Origin of the sequence: Nonomuraea sp. KM90, from assembly GCF_052246675.1 — a bacterium.
In the GTDB taxonomy this organism is placed as follows: domain Bacteria; phylum Actinomycetota; class Actinomycetes; order Streptosporangiales; family Streptosporangiaceae; genus Nonomuraea.
Genome location: NZ_JBQQCB010000021.1, coordinates 75,273 through 95,951 on the forward strand (window position 1 = coordinate 75,273; position 20,679 = coordinate 95,951).

At 72.8% G+C, this 20,679-nt stretch carries 19 protein-coding genes; 5 read left to right on the plus strand and 14 right to left on the minus strand.

The annotated features are described in order from the left end of the window. Nucleotides 1-10 precede the first annotated feature (10 nt). Nucleotides 11-904: a carbohydrate kinase family protein gene (locus ACTWPW_RS23025; protein ID WP_375115368.1), complete on the minus strand. Its 894-nt coding sequence runs from the start codon at nucleotides 902-904 to the stop codon at nucleotides 11-13. Nucleotides 905-1,086: 182 nt separating this feature from the next. Between ACTWPW_RS23025 and ACTWPW_RS23030 the strand changes: the two genes are divergently transcribed. The 4 genes from ACTWPW_RS23030 to ACTWPW_RS23045 all read left to right on the plus strand — a co-directional run bounded on the left by ACTWPW_RS23030 (nucleotide 1,087) and on the right by ACTWPW_RS23045 (nucleotide 7,090). Beyond that, complete coding sequence (locus tag ACTWPW_RS23030) at nucleotides 1,087-3,747, plus strand: bifunctional acetate--CoA ligase family protein/GNAT family N-acetyltransferase (RefSeq protein WP_443169876.1); 2,661 nt, start codon at nucleotides 1,087-1,089, stop codon at nucleotides 3,745-3,747. A gap of 113 nt (nucleotides 3,748-3,860) precedes the next feature. Beyond that, complete coding sequence (locus tag ACTWPW_RS23035; protein WP_364113015.1) at nucleotides 3,861-4,451, plus strand: DUF5998 family protein; 591 nt, start codon at nucleotides 3,861-3,863, stop codon at nucleotides 4,449-4,451. 714 nt (nucleotides 4,452-5,165) lie between these two features. Then, complete coding sequence (locus ACTWPW_RS23040; protein WP_375115366.1) at nucleotides 5,166-6,278, plus strand: alkaline phosphatase family protein; 1,113 nt, start codon at nucleotides 5,166-5,168, stop codon at nucleotides 6,276-6,278. Next, nucleotides 6,275-7,090, plus strand: a complete 816-nt coding sequence (locus tag ACTWPW_RS23045) for a sulfurtransferase (RefSeq protein WP_375115365.1) — start codon at nucleotides 6,275-6,277, stop codon at nucleotides 7,088-7,090. The genes ACTWPW_RS23040 and ACTWPW_RS23045 overlap by 4 nt, the downstream gene beginning before the upstream one ends. A gap of 5 nt (nucleotides 7,091-7,095) precedes the next feature. On the opposite strand, the gene ACTWPW_RS23050 is transcribed toward ACTWPW_RS23045, so the two are convergent. The 4 genes from ACTWPW_RS23050 to ACTWPW_RS23065 form a co-directional block, all read right to left on the minus strand. Then, nucleotides 7,096-9,618, minus strand: coding sequence for a CHAT domain-containing protein (locus tag ACTWPW_RS23050; RefSeq protein ID WP_443169877.1), 2,523 nt, complete (start codon nucleotides 9,616-9,618; stop codon nucleotides 7,096-7,098). A gap of 65 nt (nucleotides 9,619-9,683) precedes the next feature. Then, a complete protein-coding gene (locus ACTWPW_RS23055) occupies nucleotides 9,684-10,130 on the minus strand; it encodes a hypothetical protein (RefSeq protein WP_364113007.1) in 447 nt (148 codons plus the stop codon). Further along, nucleotides 10,127-10,663: an RNA polymerase sigma factor gene (locus ACTWPW_RS23060; RefSeq protein WP_375115363.1), complete on the minus strand. Its 537-nt coding sequence runs from the start codon at nucleotides 10,661-10,663 to the stop codon at nucleotides 10,127-10,129. Before ACTWPW_RS23060 ends, ACTWPW_RS23055 begins: the two co-directional genes overlap by 4 nt. A 71-nt stretch (nucleotides 10,664-10,734) precedes the next feature. Beyond that, nucleotides 10,735-11,748 carry a S8 family peptidase gene (locus tag ACTWPW_RS23065; protein WP_375115362.1) on the minus strand — a complete coding sequence of 338 codons (1,014 nt, stop codon included), beginning with the start codon at nucleotides 11,746-11,748 and terminating at the stop codon, nucleotides 10,735-10,737. Between the two features lie 174 nt (nucleotides 11,749-11,922). On the opposite strand from ACTWPW_RS23065, the gene ACTWPW_RS23070 reads away from it, so the two are divergent. Continuing rightward, nucleotides 11,923-12,417, plus strand: a complete 495-nt coding sequence (locus ACTWPW_RS23070) for a DUF3145 domain-containing protein (RefSeq protein WP_346111797.1) — start codon at nucleotides 11,923-11,925, stop codon at nucleotides 12,415-12,417. A gap of 101 nt (nucleotides 12,418-12,518) precedes the next feature. Here ACTWPW_RS23070 and ACTWPW_RS23075 read toward each other — a convergent pair whose 3' ends face one another. The 9 genes from ACTWPW_RS23075 to ACTWPW_RS23115 form a co-directional block, all read right to left on the minus strand. Next, nucleotides 12,519-13,943 carry a carboxyl transferase domain-containing protein gene (locus tag ACTWPW_RS23075; RefSeq protein WP_443169878.1) on the minus strand — a complete coding sequence of 475 codons (1,425 nt, stop codon included), beginning with the start codon at nucleotides 13,941-13,943 and terminating at the stop codon, nucleotides 12,519-12,521. Then, nucleotides 13,943-15,175, minus strand: coding sequence for a beta-ketoacyl-ACP synthase II (fabF, locus tag ACTWPW_RS23080; protein ID WP_364112999.1), 1,233 nt, complete (start codon nucleotides 15,173-15,175; stop codon nucleotides 13,943-13,945). The genes ACTWPW_RS23075 and fabF overlap by 1 nt, the downstream gene beginning before the upstream one ends. A 41-nt stretch (nucleotides 15,176-15,216) precedes the next feature. Continuing rightward, nucleotides 15,217-15,456 (minus strand): acyl carrier protein, encoded by a 240-nt coding sequence (locus tag ACTWPW_RS23085; RefSeq protein WP_364112997.1) that lies wholly within the window; start codon nucleotides 15,454-15,456, stop codon nucleotides 15,217-15,219. Nucleotides 15,457-15,531: 75 nt separating this feature from the next. Beyond that, a complete protein-coding gene (locus ACTWPW_RS23090; protein ID WP_375115360.1) occupies nucleotides 15,532-16,488 on the minus strand; it encodes a beta-ketoacyl-ACP synthase III in 957 nt (318 codons plus the stop codon). Further along, a complete protein-coding gene (locus ACTWPW_RS23095; protein WP_375115359.1) occupies nucleotides 16,485-17,381 on the minus strand; it encodes an ACP S-malonyltransferase in 897 nt (298 codons plus the stop codon). Before ACTWPW_RS23095 ends, ACTWPW_RS23090 begins: the two co-directional genes overlap by 4 nt. 103 nt (nucleotides 17,382-17,484) lie before the next feature. Then, a complete protein-coding gene (locus tag ACTWPW_RS23100; protein WP_364113403.1) occupies nucleotides 17,485-18,609 on the minus strand; it encodes a PucR family transcriptional regulator in 1,125 nt (374 codons plus the stop codon). 103 nt (nucleotides 18,610-18,712) lie between these two features. After that, nucleotides 18,713-19,144 (minus strand): DUF350 domain-containing protein, encoded by a 432-nt coding sequence (locus ACTWPW_RS23105; protein WP_375115358.1) that lies wholly within the window; start codon nucleotides 19,142-19,144, stop codon nucleotides 18,713-18,715. Between the two features lie 39 nt (nucleotides 19,145-19,183). Next, the gene (locus tag ACTWPW_RS23110) at nucleotides 19,184-20,329 is read right to left on the minus strand and encodes a glutathionylspermidine synthase family protein (RefSeq protein WP_443169879.1); all 1,146 of its coding nucleotides are present in this window, start codon (nucleotides 20,327-20,329) and stop codon (nucleotides 19,184-19,186) included. 4 nt (nucleotides 20,330-20,333) lie between these two features. Beyond that, the gene (locus tag ACTWPW_RS23115; RefSeq protein WP_443169880.1) at nucleotides 20,334-20,660 is read right to left on the minus strand and encodes a hypothetical protein; all 327 of its coding nucleotides are present in this window, start codon (nucleotides 20,658-20,660) and stop codon (nucleotides 20,334-20,336) included. Nucleotides 20,661-20,679: the final 19 nt, after the last annotated feature.

Consider the following 20,679-nt stretch of genomic DNA (forward strand, 5'->3'; position numbering starts at 1 on the left):
CCGTGGTCGCCTAGAACGGCGGCCGCGCGCCCAGGTGCATGATCGCCTTGGCCGCCAGCCGGCTGCCCGACGCCAGCGCCTCGGCCGGGGGCTTGCCCTCCAGCCACGGCGGCAGGAATCCGGCGCAGAAGGCGTCACCCGCGCCCGTGCCGTCGACGATCTTGTCGACCGGGTCGGCGGCCACGCGTACGGGATCGGGGCGGCCGTTGCCGTACCACAGCGCGCCTTCGGCGTTCATCTTGATGACGACCTGCGGGAACCACGCGGCGAGCACCTTGGCGGCGGCCTCGGCGTCGTCGCGGCCGGTCAGCACCTTCGCCTGGTCGACGTTGGCGAACAGCAGCTTGGCCCCGTCGGTCCACTCGAGGAACGGCTCGGCACCGGTGCGCTCCAGCGGCGCCGACGAAGCGCAGTCGACGGAGATCGACATCCCGCCGCGCCTGGCCATGTCGAGCGCCGCGAGCCCGGCGTCGCGCGAGCCCTCGTTGATCAGCGTGTAGCCCGACAGGTGCAGGTGTGTGCCCGAGGTGAACAGGTCGCGCGGCAGGTCCTCCGGCGACAGGGCGGCGTTGGCACCCGGGTCGGACAGCATCGTGCGCTCGCCCTTGTGGGTGACGAGCACCACGCAGGTGCCGGTCGGCCGCTCGGGATCCATGACGAGCCGTGCGTCCACGCCATAGCCCATGAGCTCCATGTCGCGGTTGCGGCCCGTGATGTCGGCGCCCCTGCGGCCGATGAAGGCCACCTCGGCGCCCTCGACGGCAAGCCAGGAGGAGATGTTGGCCCCCGAGCCACCGCCGTGCATGGTCACGATCGCCGGGGTGTCGCTCGCCCGGGCGAGCGCATAACGGGCGCGCGCGACCGCGTCGGTCATGAGATCGCCCACCACGACGACCCGCGTCATGATGTCACCACCTTGCTGCCTTCAGATCGAGCCTGGCCACGGCTGGAACGCCACGGCAAAACTAACAGCTTCCGGGCCGCCCGTGGGGCTTACCTCGGACACCGGGCCTGAGTCGATGCACAAGCGTTGCCCAACAGGGCCCGGGGTCTTGGCATTTGGGATGCGGGTTTACGCTCGAATCTGTGGAGGCACAATATCCGGCCCACTGGGAGGCCGATGTCGTCCTGGCCGACGGCGGGACCGCGCACGTGCGGCCGATCAGGCCCGCCGACGCGGACCGTCTCCGCTCCTTCTACTCCCGGCTGTCCGACGAGTCGATCTATTTCCGGTTCTTCGGACCCCGGCCCCGGCTGTCCGACAGGGAAGTCGAGCGGTTCACGAATGTCGACTACGTCAGCAGGGTCGCGCTGATCGCCACCATCGGCACCGAGATGGTGGCCGTGATCCGCTACGACCGCACCGGCCCGGGCGAGGCCGAGGTGGCCTTCCTCGTCGAGGACGCCCACCAGGGCAGGGGAGTGGCCTCCGTCCTGCTGGAACACCTGGCCGCCACGGCCCGCGAGCGCGGCATCGAGCGCTTCATCGCCGACGTCCTGCCCGCCAACATGCGCATGACCGGGCTGCTGCGCCAGGCCGGCTACACGGCCCAGAGCCAGTTCGAGGACGGCGTCGTACGCATGACGCTCGACCTGACCCCCACCGACACCTCGGCGGAGGTGACGACCGCGCGCGAGCACCGGGCCGAGTCCCGGTCGATCGCCAGGCTGCTCACCCCCGGGTCGGTCGCGGTCATCGGCGCCTCGCGCGAGCCGGGCGGCGTGGGCCAGACCGTCCTGCGCAACCTGCTGGCGGCCGACTTCACCGGGCCCGTCTATCCGGTGCACCGGGAGGTGCGGGCGGTGGCGGGCGTGCGGGCGTACGCGAGCGTGGGGGCGATCGACGGCGACGTCGACCTGGCCGTGGTCGCCGTGCCGGCCGAGGGCGTGATCGACGTGGTCAAGGAGTGCGCCGAGAAGGGCGTGCACGGCCTGGTCGTGGTCTCTTCCGGATTCGGCGAGACCGGCGCGCAGGGCCGGGCCAGGCAGGACGAGCTGGCCCGCATCGCCCGCTCCTACGGCCTGCGCGTCGTGGGCCCCAACTGCCTCGGCATCGCCAACACCGACCCCGCCGTCAAGCTCAACGCCACCCTGGCCGCCACCGTGCCGGGCCGGGGCAAGGTGGGCTTCTTCAGCCAGTCGGGCGCGCTCGGCACCGCTCTCCTGCAGCGCGTGGCACAGCGCGGCATGGGCATCTCGTCGTTCGTCTCGGCGGGCAACCGGGCCGACGTCTCGGGCAACGACCTGCTGCAATATTGGGAGGAAGACGACTCCACCGAGGTGATCCTGCTCTACCTGGAGTCGCTCGGCAATCCGCGCAAGTTCACCCGGCTGGCCAGGCGCATCGCCCGCAACAAGCCGATCGTGGTGGTCAAGAGCGGCGGCACCCCCACCGGGCACTCGGCGGAGGAGCTGCGGCTGCCGGACTCGGCGATCAGCTCGCTGTTCGCGCAGGCGGGCCTGATCAGGGTGGACGACCTCATCCAGCTCTTCGACGTGGGCCAGCTGCTGGCGTACCAGCCGCTGCCGGCCGGCCCCAGGGTCGCGCTCGTGACCAACTCCGACGCCCTGGGCCTGCTCGCCGCCGACGCCTGCCTCGCGGCCGGTCTGGAGCCGCGCGCGCCGGTCAACCTGGGCCCCGCCGCGGGCCCCTCCGAGTACGGCACCGCCCTCGCCGGCGAGCTGGCCTCCCCCGACGTGGACGCGGCCGTCGTGATCTACATGCCGCCGATCCCCGGCAGGGACGACGAGGTGGCCGGCGAGCTGCTGCGGGTCTCGAAGGACGCCGCCAAGCCGGTGCTCACGACGTTCCGGGGGCATCTGGGGATGCATCCGGCCCTGCGCGTGCCGGGCACCGGCCCCTCGCGCGGGTCCATCCCCTCCTACGCGGCGCCCGAGGAGGCGGTCCGGGCCCTGGCCCACGTGGTGCGCCACGCGACCTGGCGCGCCCACCCGGCGACGCCGCCGCCCGAGCTGGACGGCATCGACACCGCCTGTGCCAGGGCGCTGGCCGAGCGGACCCTGTCCGGCAGCGCGGCCGGTCCCGACACCTCCGCGGGCGGTTTCGCGCAGGCCGGGCCGCCGGTCGAGATCGACGCCACCGAGCTGCTGTCCTGCTACGGGATGACCGTCTGGCCCGCCGAGACCGTACGCTCGCCGGACGAGGCCGTGGCCGCCGCCGAGCGGCTGGGCTGGCCGGTGGTGGTGAAGGTGGCCGATCCGGGGGCCTCCCGGCGCGCCGGGACCGTACGCCTGGGGCTGACGGGTCCCGAGATGGTGCGCCACGCGTACGCCGAGTTCGCCGAGCAGCTCGGCGACCAGGCGGAGCTGGCGGTCCAGCGGATGGCGCCGCAGCCCGCCGTGCCGACCGTCGTGGGCGTGATCGAGGATCCCGCGTTCGGGCCCGTCGTGACGTTCGGGCTCGGCGAGGTGACCGCGCGCCTCCTCCAGGACCAGGGCTTCCGCCTGGCCCCGCTGACCGGGGAGGACGCCTCCGAGCTGGTCCGGTCCGTACGCGCCGCGCCGCTGCTGTTCGGCGAGTACGGCTACCCGCCCGTGGCGGTGGACGCCCTCGAAGACCTCCTCGTACGCGTCGGCCGCCTGGCCCACGACCTGCCGGAGCTGGCCCGCCTGGACCTGGACCAGGTGCTCGTGGGGGAGTCGGACGTCATGATCCTCGGCGCCCGCGCCACCCTGCGCACTCCGGCGGGCCCGCGCCTCGACGGTGGTCCCCGCCGGCTGGGCTGATCGCCCTTGGCGAATCAAGGGGAACAAGTGCCCTGTGGTGCACGGATAGAAGACGTTATAGAGCGTTATGTCCGGCGGGTGAGTGCACTGCCCGGTCCTGGCAGGATGGAGCCATGAGGGAAACCCGAGTCTCAGCCGCGGGCCTGCGTGAAGCGATCGAACGCAGCGGCTACTACCCCGACCTCGTCACCGATGCGGTCGAATCCGCGCTGGGCAAGGAGGCCGTGACCGCGTTCGTGGTCCATCACGAGGCGACCTTCGATCCCGCGATGGAGGTGCGCCGCCACGTCACCGTCCTGGTGCTGTCGACGACCCGGCTGCTGGTGTGCCACACCGACGAGCACCCGGCGGTGGAGGGCGTCTCGGCGTCCCATGCCTCCACGACCACGGAGGCCGTCCGCCTGAGCCGCGTCCAGTCCGTCGCCGTCACCCGCGTGGTGCCCGACCCGGCCTCCTACGTCCCCGGCGTCCCTCCCACGGAGGTGACGCTCACCATCGGCTGGGGCGCCATCTCCCACGTGGACCTGGAGCCGGCCACGTGCGGCGACGAAAACTGCGAGGCCGACCACGGCTACACGGGCGCCATCACGGCGGACGACCTGTCGCTGCGGGTCAGCGAGGCCGCCGACGGCCCCGAGGCGGTCACCCACGTCCTCTCCTTCGCCAAGGCCCTCTCGGAAGCCACCGCCCGCGCCACCTCCTGACCCCTCCCCGGCCCTCACCCCCGCCCCCGACCCCAGACGGGCACCCCCGCACGGCGCCCGCCACGTGCCGCCGTCGACCGCCGGCCGTCCGACACGGTGGGGTGCCGATGCACGGCTTGGCGCCGCCGCTCCAGCACCTCCTGACCGCCGGCCCCACAGCTGTCCGGCCCCGCAGCTGTCCGGCGCGGCGGTGGCCCCGGGCGCTGGGTGGCTTTGTCGCTCGCCCGGAACCTCGGCTCGACCCGACGGCACGCATGCGAGCGCTGCCGCGCCACACGCTGCACGCCGCACAGGGCGGTTCCCCGCGCGTGGCGGCTTTCTGACCGGGTATCCCTCCAGCGCACGGCGGTCCTTCGGTGCGTCACGCGCCGATGCCGCATCCGCTGACGTAGCACGACGATCGTGTCGGCGACACGGCCGCGACTCCACCGGGACGGCACACCGGTCGGTGGCGCGCGGCGTGATCCGGCCACCTGACGCGACCGCTCCCCGGGAGTCGCCCGCCGAACGAGACGGTAGGTCATGCGGCCACACCCGAACGCCGCACCCGCCCGGGACCCGGCGGCTGTCTCGCACGGGCCGCGTGCCGCCCCGGCCCGCACGGCGGCCGTCCCGCACGGCGGCGGGTCGGGTTCGCCCGGCACGGCGGCGGTCCCGGAGGGCCGGTGGATGGGGAGCGGCGGTAGGAGATCACGGAGGGCTAGACTGGGGGGCATGCTGGTGCCGGGATACGGCGGCGCGTCGCTGGTGGATCTGCCTGGCTCGTTGCTGGCCGCCCTCGGCCTGCGCGAGCCCAACGCGCTGGCCCTGGAGCCCGCCGACCGCGTCTGCCTGTTCCTGGTCGACGGCCTGGGGGCCGAGATGTTGCGCGCCCACCCCGAGGCCGCCCCCTTCCTGTCCGGTCTGGCGGGCAGGACGCTCACGGCCGGGTTCCCCGCCACCACCGTCACGAGCCTGTGCTCCCTGGGCACCGGCCTCACACCCGGCGAGCACGGCATGGTGGGCCTGATGCTGGCCGTGCCGGGCACCGGACACCTGTTCAACTGCCTGCGCTGGACCCTTCCCGACGGCCTGACGATGGACCCCGAGGTGTGGCAGCCGGCCACGACCGTCTACCAGCGCGCCGCCCGGGCCGGCATCGACCCCGTCTACGTCGCCCCCGCCGAGTTCGAGGGCACCGGCCTGACCAGGGCGGTCTACCGCGGCGTCCGCTATGTCCCCGCCGAGTCCGTCGACGACCGCGTCGCCCGCGTCCGCGAGGCGCTGCGCGAGCGGCGGCCCGCCCACGTCACCGTCTACTACGGCGACCTCGACGCCACCGGCCACATGGTGGGCTGGGGCAGCGAGGAGTGGCTGCGCCAGCTCACCATCGTCGACGACATGGCCCAGCGCATCGCCGAGGGCCTGCCGCCCGGCTCCGCCCTCTACGTCACCGCCGACCACGGCATGGTCAACGCCACCGAGAAGCTCGACGCGGAGAGCGTCCCCGAGCTGACCGAGGGGGTCGCGCTGCTCGGCGGCGAGGCCAGGGCCAGGCACGTCTACGCCCGCCCGGGGGCCGCGAAGCAGGTGCTGGAGGCGTGGCGCGAGACCCTGCGCGGCAAGGCGTGGGTGGTGTCCAGGCAGGAGGCGGTCGAGTCCGGCTGGTTCGGCCCCGTCGTACGCGACGCGTGGCTGGAGCGCATCGGCGACGTCGTGGCCGTGCCGCACACCGACCTGGCCATCACCGCCCCCACCCAGCAACGCATCGAGGCCCTCTTCACCGGCTATCACGGCTCGCTGACGACGGCCGAACAGCACGTCCCGCTCCTGGAGGTACACACGTGACCAGCCCGCTGATCACCCCCGCCGATCTGGCCGCGCTCGACGGCGCGACGGTGCTCGACGTGCGCTGGCGGCTCGGCGGGCCGCCCGGGCTGGAGTTCTACCGCGAGGGCCACATCGAGGGTGCCGTCTACTGCGACCTCGACACGGACCTCGCGGCGCCCCCCGGAGAGGGCGGGCGGCACCCGCTGCCGGACGCGGCGGCTTTCCAGGGGGCGATGCGGCGGCTGGGCGTCTCGGACGGCCGGCCGGTGGTGGTCTACGACGACGCCGGGTCCACCGTCGCCGCCCGGGCCTGGTGGGCGCTGCGCTACTTCGGCCACCAGGACGTACGCGTGCTCGACGGCGGCCTGCCCGCCTGGATCGAGGCCGGCCGGCCGACCACGAAGGAGACGCCCGAGCCGGTCGAGGGCGACTTCACCGCCCGACCGGGCGGGATGCCGGTGCTGGCGGCCGACGAGGCGGCGGCGCTGGCCGGCCGGGGCGTGCTGCTCGACGCCAGGGCCGCGGAGCGCTACCGGGGCGAGGTGGAGCCGGTCGATCCGGTGGCCGGGCACGTCCCCGGCGCCGTCAGCGCGCCCACCACGGAGAACGTCGGACCCGACGGCAGGTTCCTCGACCCCGGGGCGCTGCGGGCGCGCTTCGCCGATCTGGGCGTGGGGGAAGGGGTCGAGGCGGGCGCCTACTGCGGTTCCGGCGTGACGGCCGCGCACGAGGTGCTGGCCATGGCGGTGGCGGGCCTGCCGGCGGCACTGTACGTGGGCTCCTGGTCCAACTGGGTCGCCGACCCGTCGAGGCCCGTCGCCACCGGCTGACCCGCCTAATAGAGCGCCTGGTCGCCGGCCCCGAAGCAGGCGAACCCGGTCTCGCCCGTCTTGGCCGCCGCGCACGCCAGGGCCGTGTCCGGCGGTTGCCCCGCCGCCACGAGCTCGTGGAACGTGCTCATCACCGCCCGGGCCGCCTCGTCCTCCACCGGCACCAGCCCGGCGACCACGCAGGACGACCCCTTGGCCAGGAACGTCCCGGGCAGCCCCAGCGGCGCCCCTTCCATCGGCGTGCGCGACATGCCCGAGTTGCACGCGGACAGCACCACCAGCCCGGCCGAGCGCGAGACGTCCAGCAGGTCGTACGCCATCAGCGACCCGTCCTCCAGCGTGATCCCCGACACCAGCGGGCTGCGCGCGTGGAACACCCCGTGCGCCGCCAGGTGCACGACGTCCGCCGTCCCCAGCGACTCCAGCACCGGCCCGATGCGCCCGGGCACCTGACGCCCGCCGGGATGGCAGGCCACCACGTGCGCCACCTCGGCGTACGCGTGCGCCAGCGCCGGCCCGGCCGCCGCCACCACCGAAGGCGGCCGGCCGGAGCGCGAGCCCCGGGCCTTGCGCGCCCGCAGCCAGGCCGCCGCGCCGGCCGCCACGCTGACCGGCCGCTCCCGCAGGCACGGCAACGCCCCCCACGGCAACGTGTGCAGCGCGCCCACCGGCACCACCACCAGGGGCCGGTCGGCCAGGTCGGCCGCCAGGGGCCGCAGCACCAGCCGTTCGACCTCGGTGGCCGCGGTCTCGACGTCGCGGGGATGGCCCTGGCGGCGCAGCGCGTACCGGAGCTGGACGATCGCCTCCTTGACCTGCCGCACGCCGGCGAGGCGGCGCAGGAGCATTCGCTCTCCGGTCACGAGTACGGCCAGCAGCGCGTCGCCGTCCGCCACGTACTCGACCAGAGCCCCCCGCCCCAGCTCCGCCCGCACCCGGTCGGGGTCCACCAGGGCGCACGCGTGGGCCGGAGCCGCCACGGCCCGCCACCGCTCGGCCCACTCGAACACCTCTCTGGCGCTCCCGTCGCGCACCGCCACCTCCAGCCCGAACGCCGCCAGCCGCTCCCCGGCCCGCGCCGCGTGGGCGCGCAGCGACGGGTCCTCGAACGCCTCCACGCGCCCGCTCACCTCGGCCAGCCCGTCGCGTATCGCCCGGAAGGCCCCCGTGACGTCCTCCTGCAGCGCGGCCTGCAGCGCGAGCGCGTGCTGGCGCACCGGCACCGGGATCTGCGCGGCCTGCGCGAACTGCCTGGCCTGCGGTTCGGAGGCGAGCGAGGTCAGCCGGGTGCCGTCCGGCATCCACCGCTCGCGCTGCTCGGCGTGCCGGGTGAGCCTGGCCAGCTGCGCCGAGGCCGTCGGGTGGTCGTCCACGGCGAGCGCCGCCTCGGCCGCGGCCAGCCGCAGCGCCGCCGCACCCGCCTGGTGGGAGCCCTCCTCCAGGTCGTCGGCGCATGCGATCAGCTCGGCGACCAGCTCGGGCGTGACAGGTTCGAGGGCCAGCCGCGAGCGCAGGAGGACCTCCCGGGCCAGCGGCAGCCACGAGAGCCGATCCTGCGCGGCCAGCTCTTCCGCCGCCTGCTCGGCCACCTGCCTGGCCCGGTGCGGGTCGCCGGTCAGCAGCTCCACCTGGGCCAGCTTCAGCCGGGCCTCGGCCAGCGCGGCGCGCGCCCCCGACGCCTCCAGGTCCGGCACGGCCAGGCTCAACATGGCCCTGGCCTCGCCGGGCAGGTGGGCGGCCAGCAGGGCGCCGGCGAAGTCGGCCCGCATCGTGGCCAGCCGCTCGGGGAAGCCGAACAGGGTGTCCTCGGCCTCGCTGTAGTGCTTGAACGCCCCGGCGATGTCGCCCCGGCGCACCGCGAGGAAGGGCAGGTTGGCGGCGGACAGCCGGGCCAGGTGCCGCAGCCCGGCGTGCTGGGAGATCTGCAGGCACGCGGCGAGGTCGCGCATGGCGGCGTCCCAGTCGCCCCGGTAGGAGTGGATGAGACCGCGGTTGAGCAGCCCGCCGGCCAGGAACCTGCGGTCGTCGATGGTGCCGGGCGCGGTCACGAGGGCCCGCAGGGCGCGGTCGCAGGAGGCGATGGCCTCCTGGTAGCGGCCGAGGTGGGCCAGGGCGACCGCGCGCTGGGTGTCGAGCTTGGCGCGGTCGAGCGGGGTGAGGTAGGCCCAGGCCAGGGCCGCCACGCGCAGGGCCTGGAGGGGGTGGCCGCGCTCGGTGCGTACGGTGACGAGGGACAGCCGCGCCTGGGCGATCCGCTCGGGCGGCGCTCCGGCCGTGCCGATGGCCTCGCGGAGGTGGTGTTCGGCGGCCTCCAGATCGCCCAGCTCGCGGGCGGCCAGCGCCATCGACCTGAGCGCCACGGCGGTGGCCTCGGCAGCTCTGGCGCGGCGGGCGGCCGCGAGGATGACGCGGCTCGCGCGCATGGCGTGGTCCGGGTCGATCAGCGAACGCATCATGGCGGCCTCGGCCGCCTTGACGAGCGGGTGGAGGTCGCCGGGCGGGTCGTGTTCGTCCGATGTTGCGCTCATGGCCGGCCTCGGTCGGGAGACGGCCGGGAGAGAAGGACGCGCTCTCCCGGCCGGTCACTGGTGGTTCAGGGTCGGATGCGCACCCAGGTCGTCTGGATGGGTGCGTGACCGGGCCGGTGGCACACCACGCTGAGCCAGCCGGGTGGCAGGCCCGTGGCGACGAAGTGGCCGGTGTGGGCGATGCGCCTGGTCAGCGTCAGGTGGGGGGATCTTACATCGACGAGAGCGCCCTCTCCTGGGTAGGGGGAAATGTGCCCGGCGACGTCGATGAGCCCGTCGCCCTCCGTCACCTCCAGCTCGAAGGTGAGGCCGGCCGCGACGAAGCGCACCAGGTGGGAGCTGTCGTCGTCGCGCACGCTGCGGATGGTGGCGGACTCGGCGTAGGCGGCCGTCACCGCCCGGGGGACCAGGAACCGGTAGGCGTCTCGTGCTGCGGCGGACACCTGCATCGGGATCGGGTCGTTCCCGGAGGCCAGCCGGAGGGCCGCCAGGAAGTATTCGTCGTTGATCATTGCGCTGTCTCCTGTAGTGAGATCAGAGTGCGCAGTTTTTCCAGGCAGCGGGCCTTGGTCGGGCCTATGCTGCCCGCGGGCAGCCCCAGTCGCGCGGCCACCTGCTGGTTTCCCAGGTCGATCGCCACCAGCTGGAGGAGTGAGCGGCAGGGCTCGTGCAGGGTGGAGACCGTCTGCCAGAGCCGGCGCCGGCCGTCGGCCTCCAGGACGGCGGAGGCGGGATCAGGGTCTTCGACCACCTCGAACGAGGAGCCGCCCGAGCGCTCCTTCCGCTGGAGCAGCAGGGCCTCGCGGCGTACGGTCGTCATGAGCCAGCCCCCCACTCCCGCCGGGTCCCTGATGCTCTGGAGGTGCTGGAGCAGGCGCAGCCAGGAGCCCTGGACCGCGTCCGCCGCGTCGGCGGGGCTCAGGCCGCACGCGCGGGCCACGGCCCACATGCGCGGCCCGAATCTCGACTCGAGCTCGTCCCAGGCCGACCGGTCGCCGTCGGCCGCGGCTTCGAGCAGCTCCGCAGGATCCCGAGGATCGCGCATACGGCCTCCTTCCGTCCGGCACGGAAGGCGATCATGCCTCCTCGTGATTGTCCGGGGACTGAGCGTAAACTCTACAGACTCGCCGGGAAGAGAACTCCCAGATCGGGAATTTGCCGGGTCTCCTCGGAGTCAAGGAGCCTCCTGGTCCACTCCTTCGCCGGCTCGTCCCTGGCCGCCTCGGCGATGGCGCCGGCGACCAGGGCGGTGGCGAACGACGTGCCGCTCCACGCCGCGTACCCCGAGTAGTCCGCCGCGTCGAGATAGCTGCTGGTCAGCCAGTCGCCCCGGGCGCACGCGTCGACCCAGGTGCCGTAGCCGGAGTAGGGCGCCCTGCGCTGCTGGCCGGCGTCCACGGCCGCCACGCCGACCACGCAGGGCAGCGCGGCGGGCCAGAACGGCCGGTCGGAGGCGGTGTTGCCGGCGCAGGCCACGGTGACCGTGTCCGTCAGCCCGGCGATGGCGTCGCTCAGCAGGGGCGGGGGCCGGTCGTCGAAGGTGTGGCAGCCGAAGGAGAGGTTGAGCACCTGCGGGGGCCGCTCGCGCATGCGGTGGAGGGCGCGTACGACGGCCGCCTCGTCGCCGAGGCCGTCGCCGTCGAGGACGCGGCGCACGCGCAGCGACACGCCGGGCGCGCGGCGCAGCAGCAGGCCCGCGATGAACGTGCCGTGGCCGGCCTGGGAGCCCTCGGAGGCGTCGGCCTCCTCGGGGCCGAGACGGGAGTACCAGTCGCTGCCGGACCACCACGGATGCTTGGCGATGCCGGTGTCGAGCAGGCCCACGACCACGCCGGAGCGGGCCCGCCCCGCCTTGAAGCCGATGGGCGGGGCGGGGAAGGGTCTGGACGCGGGACCGCCGAAGAACAAGGGCTGGCCGCGGAGCACGTGGTTGGGCGATGCCCGCAGGCCCTGCGCGCGGAGCTCGGCGGCGATCTCGCAGGGGTCGGCGCCGGGCGACAGGTGGATGACGCAGACTCCGTCCGCCTCCGAGACCGCCTGGGTCCAGCGCGACGCGGCGGAGACCGCGGCCCGGTCGGTCAGCACCTGACCTGGCCGGATGTACGCCTCGCCGACAGATTGGATTTCCATGAGCGGGTATGTTTCCGCCCTCGGCCAGCTGTCACCCGCCACTCCCGCACCAACTTGGTATGGCCCCCCTCTGGTGTCGGATTGCGACCGACGGTAGTCTCTCCCTAGTCACTTGTGATCATCCCGTGGCGAGGCCGTTGGGGAAGGCGCACCTCGTACCGAACGGGAGGTCCGGTGTCTGCTCGTGGCGTCCTTTACGTCCACTCGGCTCAGCCCGCGCTGTGCCCTCACATCGAATGGGCAGTCGCGGGTGTCCTTGGCGTGCCCGTAGACCTGACGTGGACTCCGCAACCCGCCGCGCCCAATGTCGTGCGGGCACAGGCGGAGTGGGAGGGCCGCGCCGGCATCGCCGCGGCCATCGCCTCCTCTCTCATGGGCTGGCAGCGCCTCAGGTTCGAGATCACCGAGGACGCCTCGCCGGGAGTGGACGGCTCCCGTCATGCCTACACGCCGACGCTCGGCGCCTTCACGGCGGTCATCGGCGTCGCCGGCGACATCATGATCCCGGAAGACCGGCTGCGCGCCGCGATGATGATGGCCGCGCAGGGGAGGTGCGTGCTGGAGGACGAGCTGGACAAGATGCTCGGCCGGCCATGGGACGAAGAGCTGGAACCGTTCAGGTACGCCGGGGACGGTGCGCCCGTCCGCTGGCTGCACGCGGCCGTTTGATGGGGAAATGCCGCCCGTGACGGGCGAGATGGCGCCAGTCCGTAAATGACCGACGGGCCCGCACCTGAGGAAGGTGCGGGCCCGTCGGCCGTGAAACGTGCTTACAGCGGGATGTTGCCGTGGGCGCCCCTGGCCGGGGTGGCCTGGGAGAGGACCTTGGCGATGGCGCCGCGGGTCTCCTCGGGCTTGATCACCTCGTCGATGACGCCCAGCTCCTGCGCCCTGCTCAGGCCGCCGGCCAGCACCTTGTGCTCCTCGGCCAGGCGCTGCTCCAGCTCGGCCCGCTCCTCCTCGGGAGCCGCCGCGAGCTCGCGCCGCTTGAGGATGCGCACCGCGGCCACCGCGCCCATGACCGCCACCTCGGTGGTCGGCCAGGCGAACACCTTGGTGGCGCCGAGCGCGCGGGAGTTCATCGCGATGTACGCCCCGCCGTACGCCTTCCGCGTGACCAGCGTGACCCGGGGCACCGAGGCCTCGGCGAAGGCGTGCAGCAGCTTGGCGCCGCGCCGGACCACGCCGTCGTGCTCCTGCCCGACACCGGGCAGGTAACCCGGCACGTCGACGAGGACAACCAATGGCACGCCGAAGGCGTCACACATACGTACGAACCGGGCGGCTTTCTCGGCGGACGTGGCGTCGAGGCAGCCGCCGAGCCGCATCGGGTTGTTGGCGATCACACCGACCGTGCGGCCGCCGAGGCGGCCCAGCGACGTGACGATGTTGGGCGCCCACTTGGGGTGCAGCTCGACTCCGGGCTCGTCGAGCAGGCCGTTGACCAGCGGCTTGACGTCGTATGCCCGGCGTGCGGACTCGGGGAGCAGCGTCGAGAAGTCGATCTCCTCGATCTCGCCGGTGCGCACGCGGCCCTGGTGGCCGAGGAGCGTGGCGAGCCGGCGCGCCTGAACGTACGCGTCGGTCTCGGTCTTCGTCACGATGTGCACGACGCCGCTGCGCTTGCTGTGCGGCTCGGGACCGCCCAGGGCGGCGCTGTCGACGTCTTCGCCGGTCACGCTGCGGACCACGTCGGGGCCGGTGACGAAGATGCGGCCGGAGTCGGCCAGGATGACCAGGTCGGTGAGCGCGGGACCGTACGCGGCGCCGCCGGCGGCGGGCCCGACGACCACGGAGATCTGCGGCACGACGCCGGACGCCTTGGTCATGGCGGCGAAGACCCGGCCGACGGCGTGCAGCGACTCAACGCCTTCGGTGAGTCGCGCACCGCCGGAGTGCCAGATTCCGATGACCGGCACCCGTTCGCGGACGGCGACGTCGTAGGCGTGCACGATGTGCTCGCACCCCTCGCCGCCCATCGCGCCGCCCTGGAAGCGGGCGTCGCTGCAGAAGGCGACGACGGGGACGCCTTCGACGCGGCCCATGGCGGCCAGGACGCCGCTCTTGTCCTCAGGAGTGATCAGCCGCAGCGAGCCCTCGTCGAGCAGCGCTGTCAGGCGGACGACCGGGTCGCGGGGATCGGAGGGCTCCGGATCGGAGCCCTCGCCCACCACCCGGTTGTCGAGCACCGTCATTAAGCCCCCTTGAAGACGACGGTCACGTTGTGGCCGCCGAATCCGAACGAGTTGTTGACCGCGGCGATGTCGCCCTGCGGCAGCGCCCGGTTCTCGCCGTGGACGAGGTCCACCTCGATGCCGTCGTCGATGTTGTCGAGGTTGATGGTGCGGGGGACGATCCGCTCCTGGAGAGCCTTGATCGTGAAGACGGACTCGATGCCGCCGGCGCCGCCGAGCAGGTGCCCGGTCATCGACTTGGTCGAGGTCACCAGCGGGTGGGTGCCGATGGCCTTGGCCACCGCCTGCACCTCGCCGACGTCGCCCGCGGGGGTCGAGGTGGCGTGCGCGTTGACGTGCTTGACGTCGAGCCCGGTGATGCCGGCGTCGGTGAGCGCCTGCGTCATGGCCATGATGATGCCCCGGCCCTCGGGCTCGGGCTGGGTGATGTGGTGGGCGTCGGCGGAGTAGCCGACACCCGCGCAGTACGCGTAGATCCGCGCGCCGCGCGCCTTGGCGTGCTCCTCCGACTCCAGCACGACGATGCCCGCGCCCTCACCGAGCACGAACCCGTCGCGGTCGCGGTCCCACGGGCGGGAGGCGCCCTGCGGGTCGTCGTTGCGCTGGGACATGGCCCGCGCCGCGGCGAAGGCGGCCATGTTGAGGCCGTGGATGGCGGCTTCGGTGCCGCCGGCCACCACCACGTCGGCGCGGCCGACCCTGATCATGTCCATCGCGTACCCGATGGCCTCGGCGCCGGAGGCGCATGCCGACACCGTGGCGTGCACGCCCGCCTGGGCGCCCAGGTCGAGCCCGATCCAGGCGGCCGGGCCGTTGGGCATGAGCATCGGCACGGTGAAGGGCGACAGCCGGTTCCAGCCGCGCTCCTTCCACGTGTCGTATGCGCTGAGCGTGGTCGAGATGCCGCCGATACCGCTGGAGACCACGACGCCGAGCCGCTCGGGCGCCACCTCGGGAGAGCCGGCGTCCTGCCAGGCCTCCCTGGAGGCGACCAGGGCGAACTGCTCGCTGCGGTCGAGGCGGCGGGCCTCGGGCCGCGGCAGCACCTCGGTCGGATCGACCGCAGCCGTCCCCGCGAACTTCACGGGGACGGAGTCGATCCAGTCCGAGGTCAGCGTCTCGACGCCCGACTGACCGGCGAGGAGCGCCGACCAGGTCGAGGTGACGTCTCCACCGACGGGCGTCGTCGCGCCAAGCCCGGTGACGACGACACGTACCCGGTTCGCACTCACGTTTCGCGCTCCTTACTGATCAGTTCGGGGGTCTGTCGGGGTCAGTTCTGGATGAAGTTGAGGACGTCCTTGACCGTCTTCAGGTTCTTGAGCTGGTCGTCGGGGATCTCGACGCCGAACTCGTCCTGGGCGGCCACGGCGATCTCGACCATGGACAGGGAGTCGATGTCGAGGTCGTCCACGAAGTTCTTCTCGGGGGTCACGTCGGCGGCCGGGATGCCGGTGATCTCGTTGATGATCTTGCCGAGGCCTTCGAGGATGTCCTGCTCGGTGGCAGCCATGTCGCTAGTTCTCCTTTGGTTTTCTGGGTTCTGTGCGGACGTTGCCGCACAAGCTTGGATGGTGTGCCGGGATCCCTAGGGGATCTCGATCACTTGGCCCGCGTAGGTCAGCCCGGCGCCGAAGCCGAGCACCAGCGCGAGACCGCCCGAGCGGACCTCGCCGCGTTCCAGCATGCGCGAGAGCGCCAGCGGGATGGATGCGGCGGAGGTGTTGCCCGCGTTGACGATATCGCGCGCGATCACGGCCTTGTCGGCGCCCAGCTTGCGGGCGATGGCTTCGATGATGCGCAGGTTGGCCTGGTGGGGCACGAACGCCGCCAGCTCCGACGGGTCCACGCCCGCGCGGGAGCAGGCCTCGAGGGCCACCGGGTGCAGCGCGGTGGTGGCCCACCGGAAGACCGTCTGGCCCTCCTGGTAGAGGTAGTTGTCGCGGTCCTTGATGGAGATCGCGTCGGCCTTGTCGCCGGCGCTGCCCCACACCACGGGGCCGATGCCGGGCGTCTCGGACGCGCCGACGACCGCGGCGCCGGCGCCGTCGGCGAAGATCACGGCGGTGGACCTGTCGGTCCAGTCCACCCACTGCGACAGCTTCTCCGCCCCGATGACCAGCACGTTCCTGGCCGATCCGGCGCGTACGGCGGCGTCGGCGGTGCCGAGCGCGTAGCAGAACCCGGCGCAGGCGGCGTTGACGTCGAACGCGCCCGGTGCCTTGATGCCCAGCCGGTGCGCCACGATCGCGGAGGCGTTGGGGATCTGGGTCTCGAGCGTGCAGGTGGCCACGATGACCAGGTCGACGTCGTCGGGGGACAGGCCGCTGGCGGCCAGCGCCTTGCCGCCGGCGATGGTCGCCATGTCCTCGACCGACTCCTCGGGCGGGGCGACCCGGCGCTCCTTGATGCCGACCCTGGACTGGATCCACTCGTCGTTGGTGTCCATGGTCTTGGCCAGGTCGTCGTTGGTGACGATGTTGGCCGGCTGGTAGTGGCCGAGGGCCAGCACCCTGCCGCCCGGGGCGATGTCGGGAATCTTCACTTGGTCAGCTCCCTGGCCGCGTCGAGGTCGTCTGGGGTCTTCAGCGCCACGGTCCGCACGCCGCGCAGGCCGCGCTTGGCCAGCCCGGTCAGCGTGCCACCGGGCAGCAACTCGATCATCTTGGTGACGCCGAGGCCCGCCATGGTCTCCATGCAGGCGTCCCACCTGACGGGGTTGCTGACCTGCTTGACCAGCCTCTGGAGGAACTCCGCCCCGGTGGTGACCGCCTGCCCGTCGGCGTTGGACAGGAGCGTGATGCCGGGGTCGGTGGGGACGACGTTCCAGGCCGCCTCTTGCAGGCTCTCCACGGCCGGGGCCATGTGGTGGGTGTGGAAGGCGCCCGCCACCGAGAGCGGGATGAGGCGGGCGCGGGCGGGCGCGTCCTCCTTGAACGCGGCCAGCTGCTCCAGCGTGCCGCCCGCCACGACCTGTCCGGCGCCGTTGATGTTGGCGGGGGTCAGGCCGTGCTTGTCGATGCCGGCCAGCACCTCCTCCTCGACGCCGCCGAGCACGGCGGTCATGCCGGTCTCGGTGACGGCGGCGGCCTTGGCCATGGCCTCGGCGCGGGCCCGGACCAGGCCGAGGGCCTGCTCGCGGGTCAGCACGCCGGCCAGCGCGGCGGCGGCGAACTCGCCGACGCTGTGGCCGGCCAGCACGTCGGGGGTCACGCCGAGCGCCTCGGCGGAGGCCAGGGCGGCGGCGACGAGCAGCGGTTGCGCGACGGCGGTGTCGCGGATCTCGTCGGCGTCGGCGGTGGTGCCGTAGGCGACCAGGTCGAGCCCGACGACGTCCGACCAGGCGCCGAGTCTGTCGGCCAGACCGGGCAGCTCGAGCCAGGGAGTCAGGAAGCCCGGTGTTTGGGCACCTTGGCCCGGGGCGACGAGTACAAGCACAAAATCCACCTTGCCCTGTAGAACTCCGACACGCGGATGGAGATCCGTACGAACTTTGTCCTGGGTGATTTGTAGGAAGCCTACAGTGGGGATTTCGGCGCCATTACGTTAGGGCACCCCACGTTACGGCGCTCTCCGAGAGCCGGCCGAGGATGAGCCCGACCTGCAGCGTGAAGGCGGACCTGCCCTCGGTGGGCTGATATCCGGTCAGCTCCGTGATTTTCTTCAGGCGGTAGCGCACGGTGTTGGGGTGCACGAACAGCAGCCTGGCCGTCGCCTCCAGCGAGGTGCCCTGCTCCAGGTACGTCGCCAGCGTGTCCAGCAGCGGCGTGCCCGCGAGCGGCAGGTAGACGTTCTCGATGAGTTGTTCCCTGGCGTCGGCGTCGCCGTCGAGCGCCCGCTCGGCCAGCAGGTCCTCGGCGTGCACCGGCCTGGGCGCGTCGGGCCAGCCGGAGGACGCCTTCAGGCCGGCCAGCGCCGCCCTGGCGGACCTGGCGGCGGCGTGCAGGTCGGGCACCTCGGGGCCGATGACGATGGGGCCCACGCCGAAGCGGGCCACCACCTGCTTGGCCGCGTCGTCGACGCTGCCGGCGCCGCCCACGATCACGATCAGCCGGTCGGCCTGCACCCCGGCCAGCAGGTCCATGCCGATGCGGCGGCCCTTTTCGCGCAGCCCGTCGATGACCGCGCGCGGGTCGTCGTCGGGCGCGTGGCCGGCGATGACGACGACGGGGGAGGAGGTCCAGCCGAGCGCGGCGGCCCAGGAGTGCAGGCCGTCGTCCACCTCGCCGCGGACGAGGGCGTCCACGATCAGGGCCTCCAGCCTGGCGTCCCACGAGCCCCTGGCCTCGGCCTCGCGGGCGTAGACGTGGGCGGCGGCGAAGGCCACGTCGCGCGTGTAGCGCAACATGGCCTGCTGGAGCTGGTCCTCGCCGCCGGGGGCGGCCAGCTCGTGGGTCTGGGCCTCGACCACCTCGACCACGACCCTGACGATGTCGACGGTCTGCTGGAGCGAGATGGACCGCTTGAGCTCGCGCGGGGCGGTGCCGAAGAACTCGATGCTGGGGGTGGGCCGGTCCTGGCCCGCGTGCTGGAACCACTCGACGAACGCCGCGATCCCGGCCTGGGCCACGAGCCCCACCCACGACCGGTCCTCGGCGCTGAGCGCGCGGAACCACGGCAGCTGCTCGTCCATGCGCGCCATCGCCGCCGTGCCGAGCGAGCCCATGGCCCGCTCGAGCCTGCGCGTGGTGTCCTCCCGGGTCCGGTCTGTCACGCCTCCTAGAGTGCCAGGTCCCTTCGGATGACCGGAACGGCGGTTCGCGCCGGTCCTAGATCACGGCCACGGCGGTGATCAGGCCGATCGCGACATGGGTCACCGCCAGCAGCCGCGAGCCGGGCTGCAGCTCCTGCTCCTTGACCAGATCGCGTACGGAGATGCCGACGACCCGGTCGAACACCAGCATCGCCACCGTCTGCACCACGATGCCGACCAGGCCGAACACCGCCGTGCCGGCGAGCCCCTCCGCGAGCCGGCCGCCGGAGGACCAGATGGAGGCCGCCACGATCAGGCCGACGGCGGCCAGGGCGGAGGTGGCGAGCAGGGTGGCGTTCGGGTTGCGCTCGCTGCGGATGATCTCGCTCAGTTTGCCGGGCGTGGCCCAGTCGATCACGTAGAAGCCGACGATCATCAGGATCACGCCGACGGCGGCGTAGGAGGCGATGGCACCCGCGCCGCGGGCGAGGGTCTCAAGAAGGGTCACGTCAGTTCCATTCGTGGAAGAGCATGTGTCGGGAACGGGTCATGGAGCGATGCGATGCGGGACGAACGAGGAGGTGTCGTCGGTGATGAGGCCGGTCGTCTCCCTCATGCCCAGCCCGGCGGCCTCGTCGGCGACCACCCAGGCGCCGAGCACCGGCCGCTGCCCCTCGAACGCCGGTAGCGCCTCGAAGCTCTGGAAGACGTAGCCCTCCCGGCCGTAGATCCCCGGCGTCTCCTGGGTGCCCTCCGGGGTGACGATGCGCATCGAGGCGCCCTCCCTGCCGAGCAGCGGCTTGGCGATGTAGGAGGTGAGGTCGCGGGGGCCGTCGAGGTAGGCGGGCAGCAGGTTCGGATGGCCCGGGTCGAGCTCCCACAGGACGGCGAGCAGCGCCTTGTTCGACAGCAGCGTCTTCCACAGCGGCTCGATCCACGTGGCGTGCCGTACGGCGTGGCGCCCGAAGTCGTCCGTCAGCATCCACTCCCACGGGTAGAGCTTGAACGCCGAGCGGATCGCGCGCTCCTCGACGTCGACGAAGCGGCGGTTGAGGGCGTCCCAGCCGATGTCCTCCATGGCCACGGCGACGGTCTGCAGGCCCGCCTGCTCGGCGGTCTCCTGGAGGTAGGCGACCGTCATGGCCTCCTCGCCCGTCTCGTCCGCGTTGGTGAACGCGAAGTGCGTGGGGCCGGGCGGCAGCCGCAGCTCGCGCCAGCGGTCGATGAGCCGCTCGTGCAGCGAGTTCCACTGGTCGTCGTCGGGGAAGACGTCCTGCAGCCAGAACCACTGCACGACCGACGCCTCCACCAGCGACGTGGGCGTGTCGGCGTTGTACTCCAGCAGCTTGGCCGGGCCGGTGCCGTCGTAGCGCAGGTCGAAGCGGGCGTACACGTAGGGGTCTCGGCGCTCCCAGGAGCGTGCCACCTCCTCCCACGCCCATTCGGGGATGGCGAAGTCGGCGAAGCGCCCGGCGGAGACCACGTGCTCGACGGCCCGCAGGCACATGCCGTGCAGCTCCTCGACCTGCGTCTCCAGCTCCTCGACCTCGTCCATCGAGAAGACGTAGTGGACGGACTCGTCCCAGTACGGGCGGCTCAGCCCGGACGGGTGGGCGGCGCGGTGGTAGGCCAGCCCCTGGCTCTCGATCGTCTTCTCCCAGTCGTTCCTGGGAGTGCCGTGTTCGCGGCGCATCTCGTCAGCTCCCGCCGCTCCAGCTGCGGCCGAAGCCGCCCCGCTGGATCTCCTTGCCGCCCCGGCTGGTGATGTTCGTGTCGGACGGGCGCAGCGTGGTGCCGCCCTCGACGCGGTTGCCCACTCTCCGCCCGCCGTAGTACCACAAGTAGGCTCCCCGGGATCCCGCGTAGTAGACCCTGGTGCCGTCGTCGTCGCAGTAGTCCTCGTCCACGACCTCGTACGTGCCGTCGTCCAGCCGGACGACGCAGTCGGCGGTGACGTCGTCGTCGTCCTGCACGGCCGCGCAGTAGCCGACCACCATGACCGACAGCACACCGAGTACGACCAACGGGACGATCTTCGACGAT

Bases quoted from the DNA above. Each gene is read 5' to 3' on its own strand.
- ACTWPW_RS23025 (WP_375115368.1), bottom strand. From the start codon at position 904: ATGACGCGGGTCGTCGTGGTGGGCGATCTCATGACCGACGCGGTCGCG.
- ACTWPW_RS23035 (WP_364113015.1), top strand. From the start codon at position 3,861: ATGAGGGAAACCCGAGTCTCAGCCGCGGGCCTGCGTGAAGCGATCGAA.
- ACTWPW_RS23040 (WP_375115366.1), top strand. From the start codon at position 5,166: ATGCTGGTGCCGGGATACGGCGGCGCGTCGCTGGTGGATCTGCCTGGC.
- ACTWPW_RS23050 (WP_443169877.1), bottom strand. From the start codon at position 9,618: ATGAGCGCAACATCGGACGAACACGACCCGCCCGGCGACCTCCACCCG.
- ACTWPW_RS23055 (WP_364113007.1), bottom strand. From the start codon at position 10,130: ATGATCAACGACGAATACTTCCTGGCGGCCCTCCGGCTGGCCTCCGGG.
- ACTWPW_RS23060 (WP_375115363.1), bottom strand. From the start codon at position 10,663: ATGCGCGATCCTCGGGATCCTGCGGAGCTGCTCGAAGCCGCGGCCGAC.
- ACTWPW_RS23065 (WP_375115362.1), bottom strand. From the start codon at position 11,748: ATGGAAATCCAATCTGTCGGCGAGGCGTACATCCGGCCAGGTCAGGTG.
- ACTWPW_RS23075 (WP_443169878.1), bottom strand. From the start codon at position 13,943: ATGACGGTGCTCGACAACCGGGTGGTGGGCGAGGGCTCCGATCCGGAG.
- ACTWPW_RS23085 (WP_364112997.1), bottom strand. From the start codon at position 15,456: ATGGCTGCCACCGAGCAGGACATCCTCGAAGGCCTCGGCAAGATCATC.
- ACTWPW_RS23100 (WP_364113403.1), bottom strand. From the start codon at position 18,609: ATGGGCTCGCTCGGCACGGCGGCGATGGCGCGCATGGACGAGCAGCTG.
- ACTWPW_RS23110 (WP_443169879.1), bottom strand. From the start codon at position 20,329: ATGCGCCGCGAACACGGCACTCCCAGGAACGACTGGGAGAAGACGATC.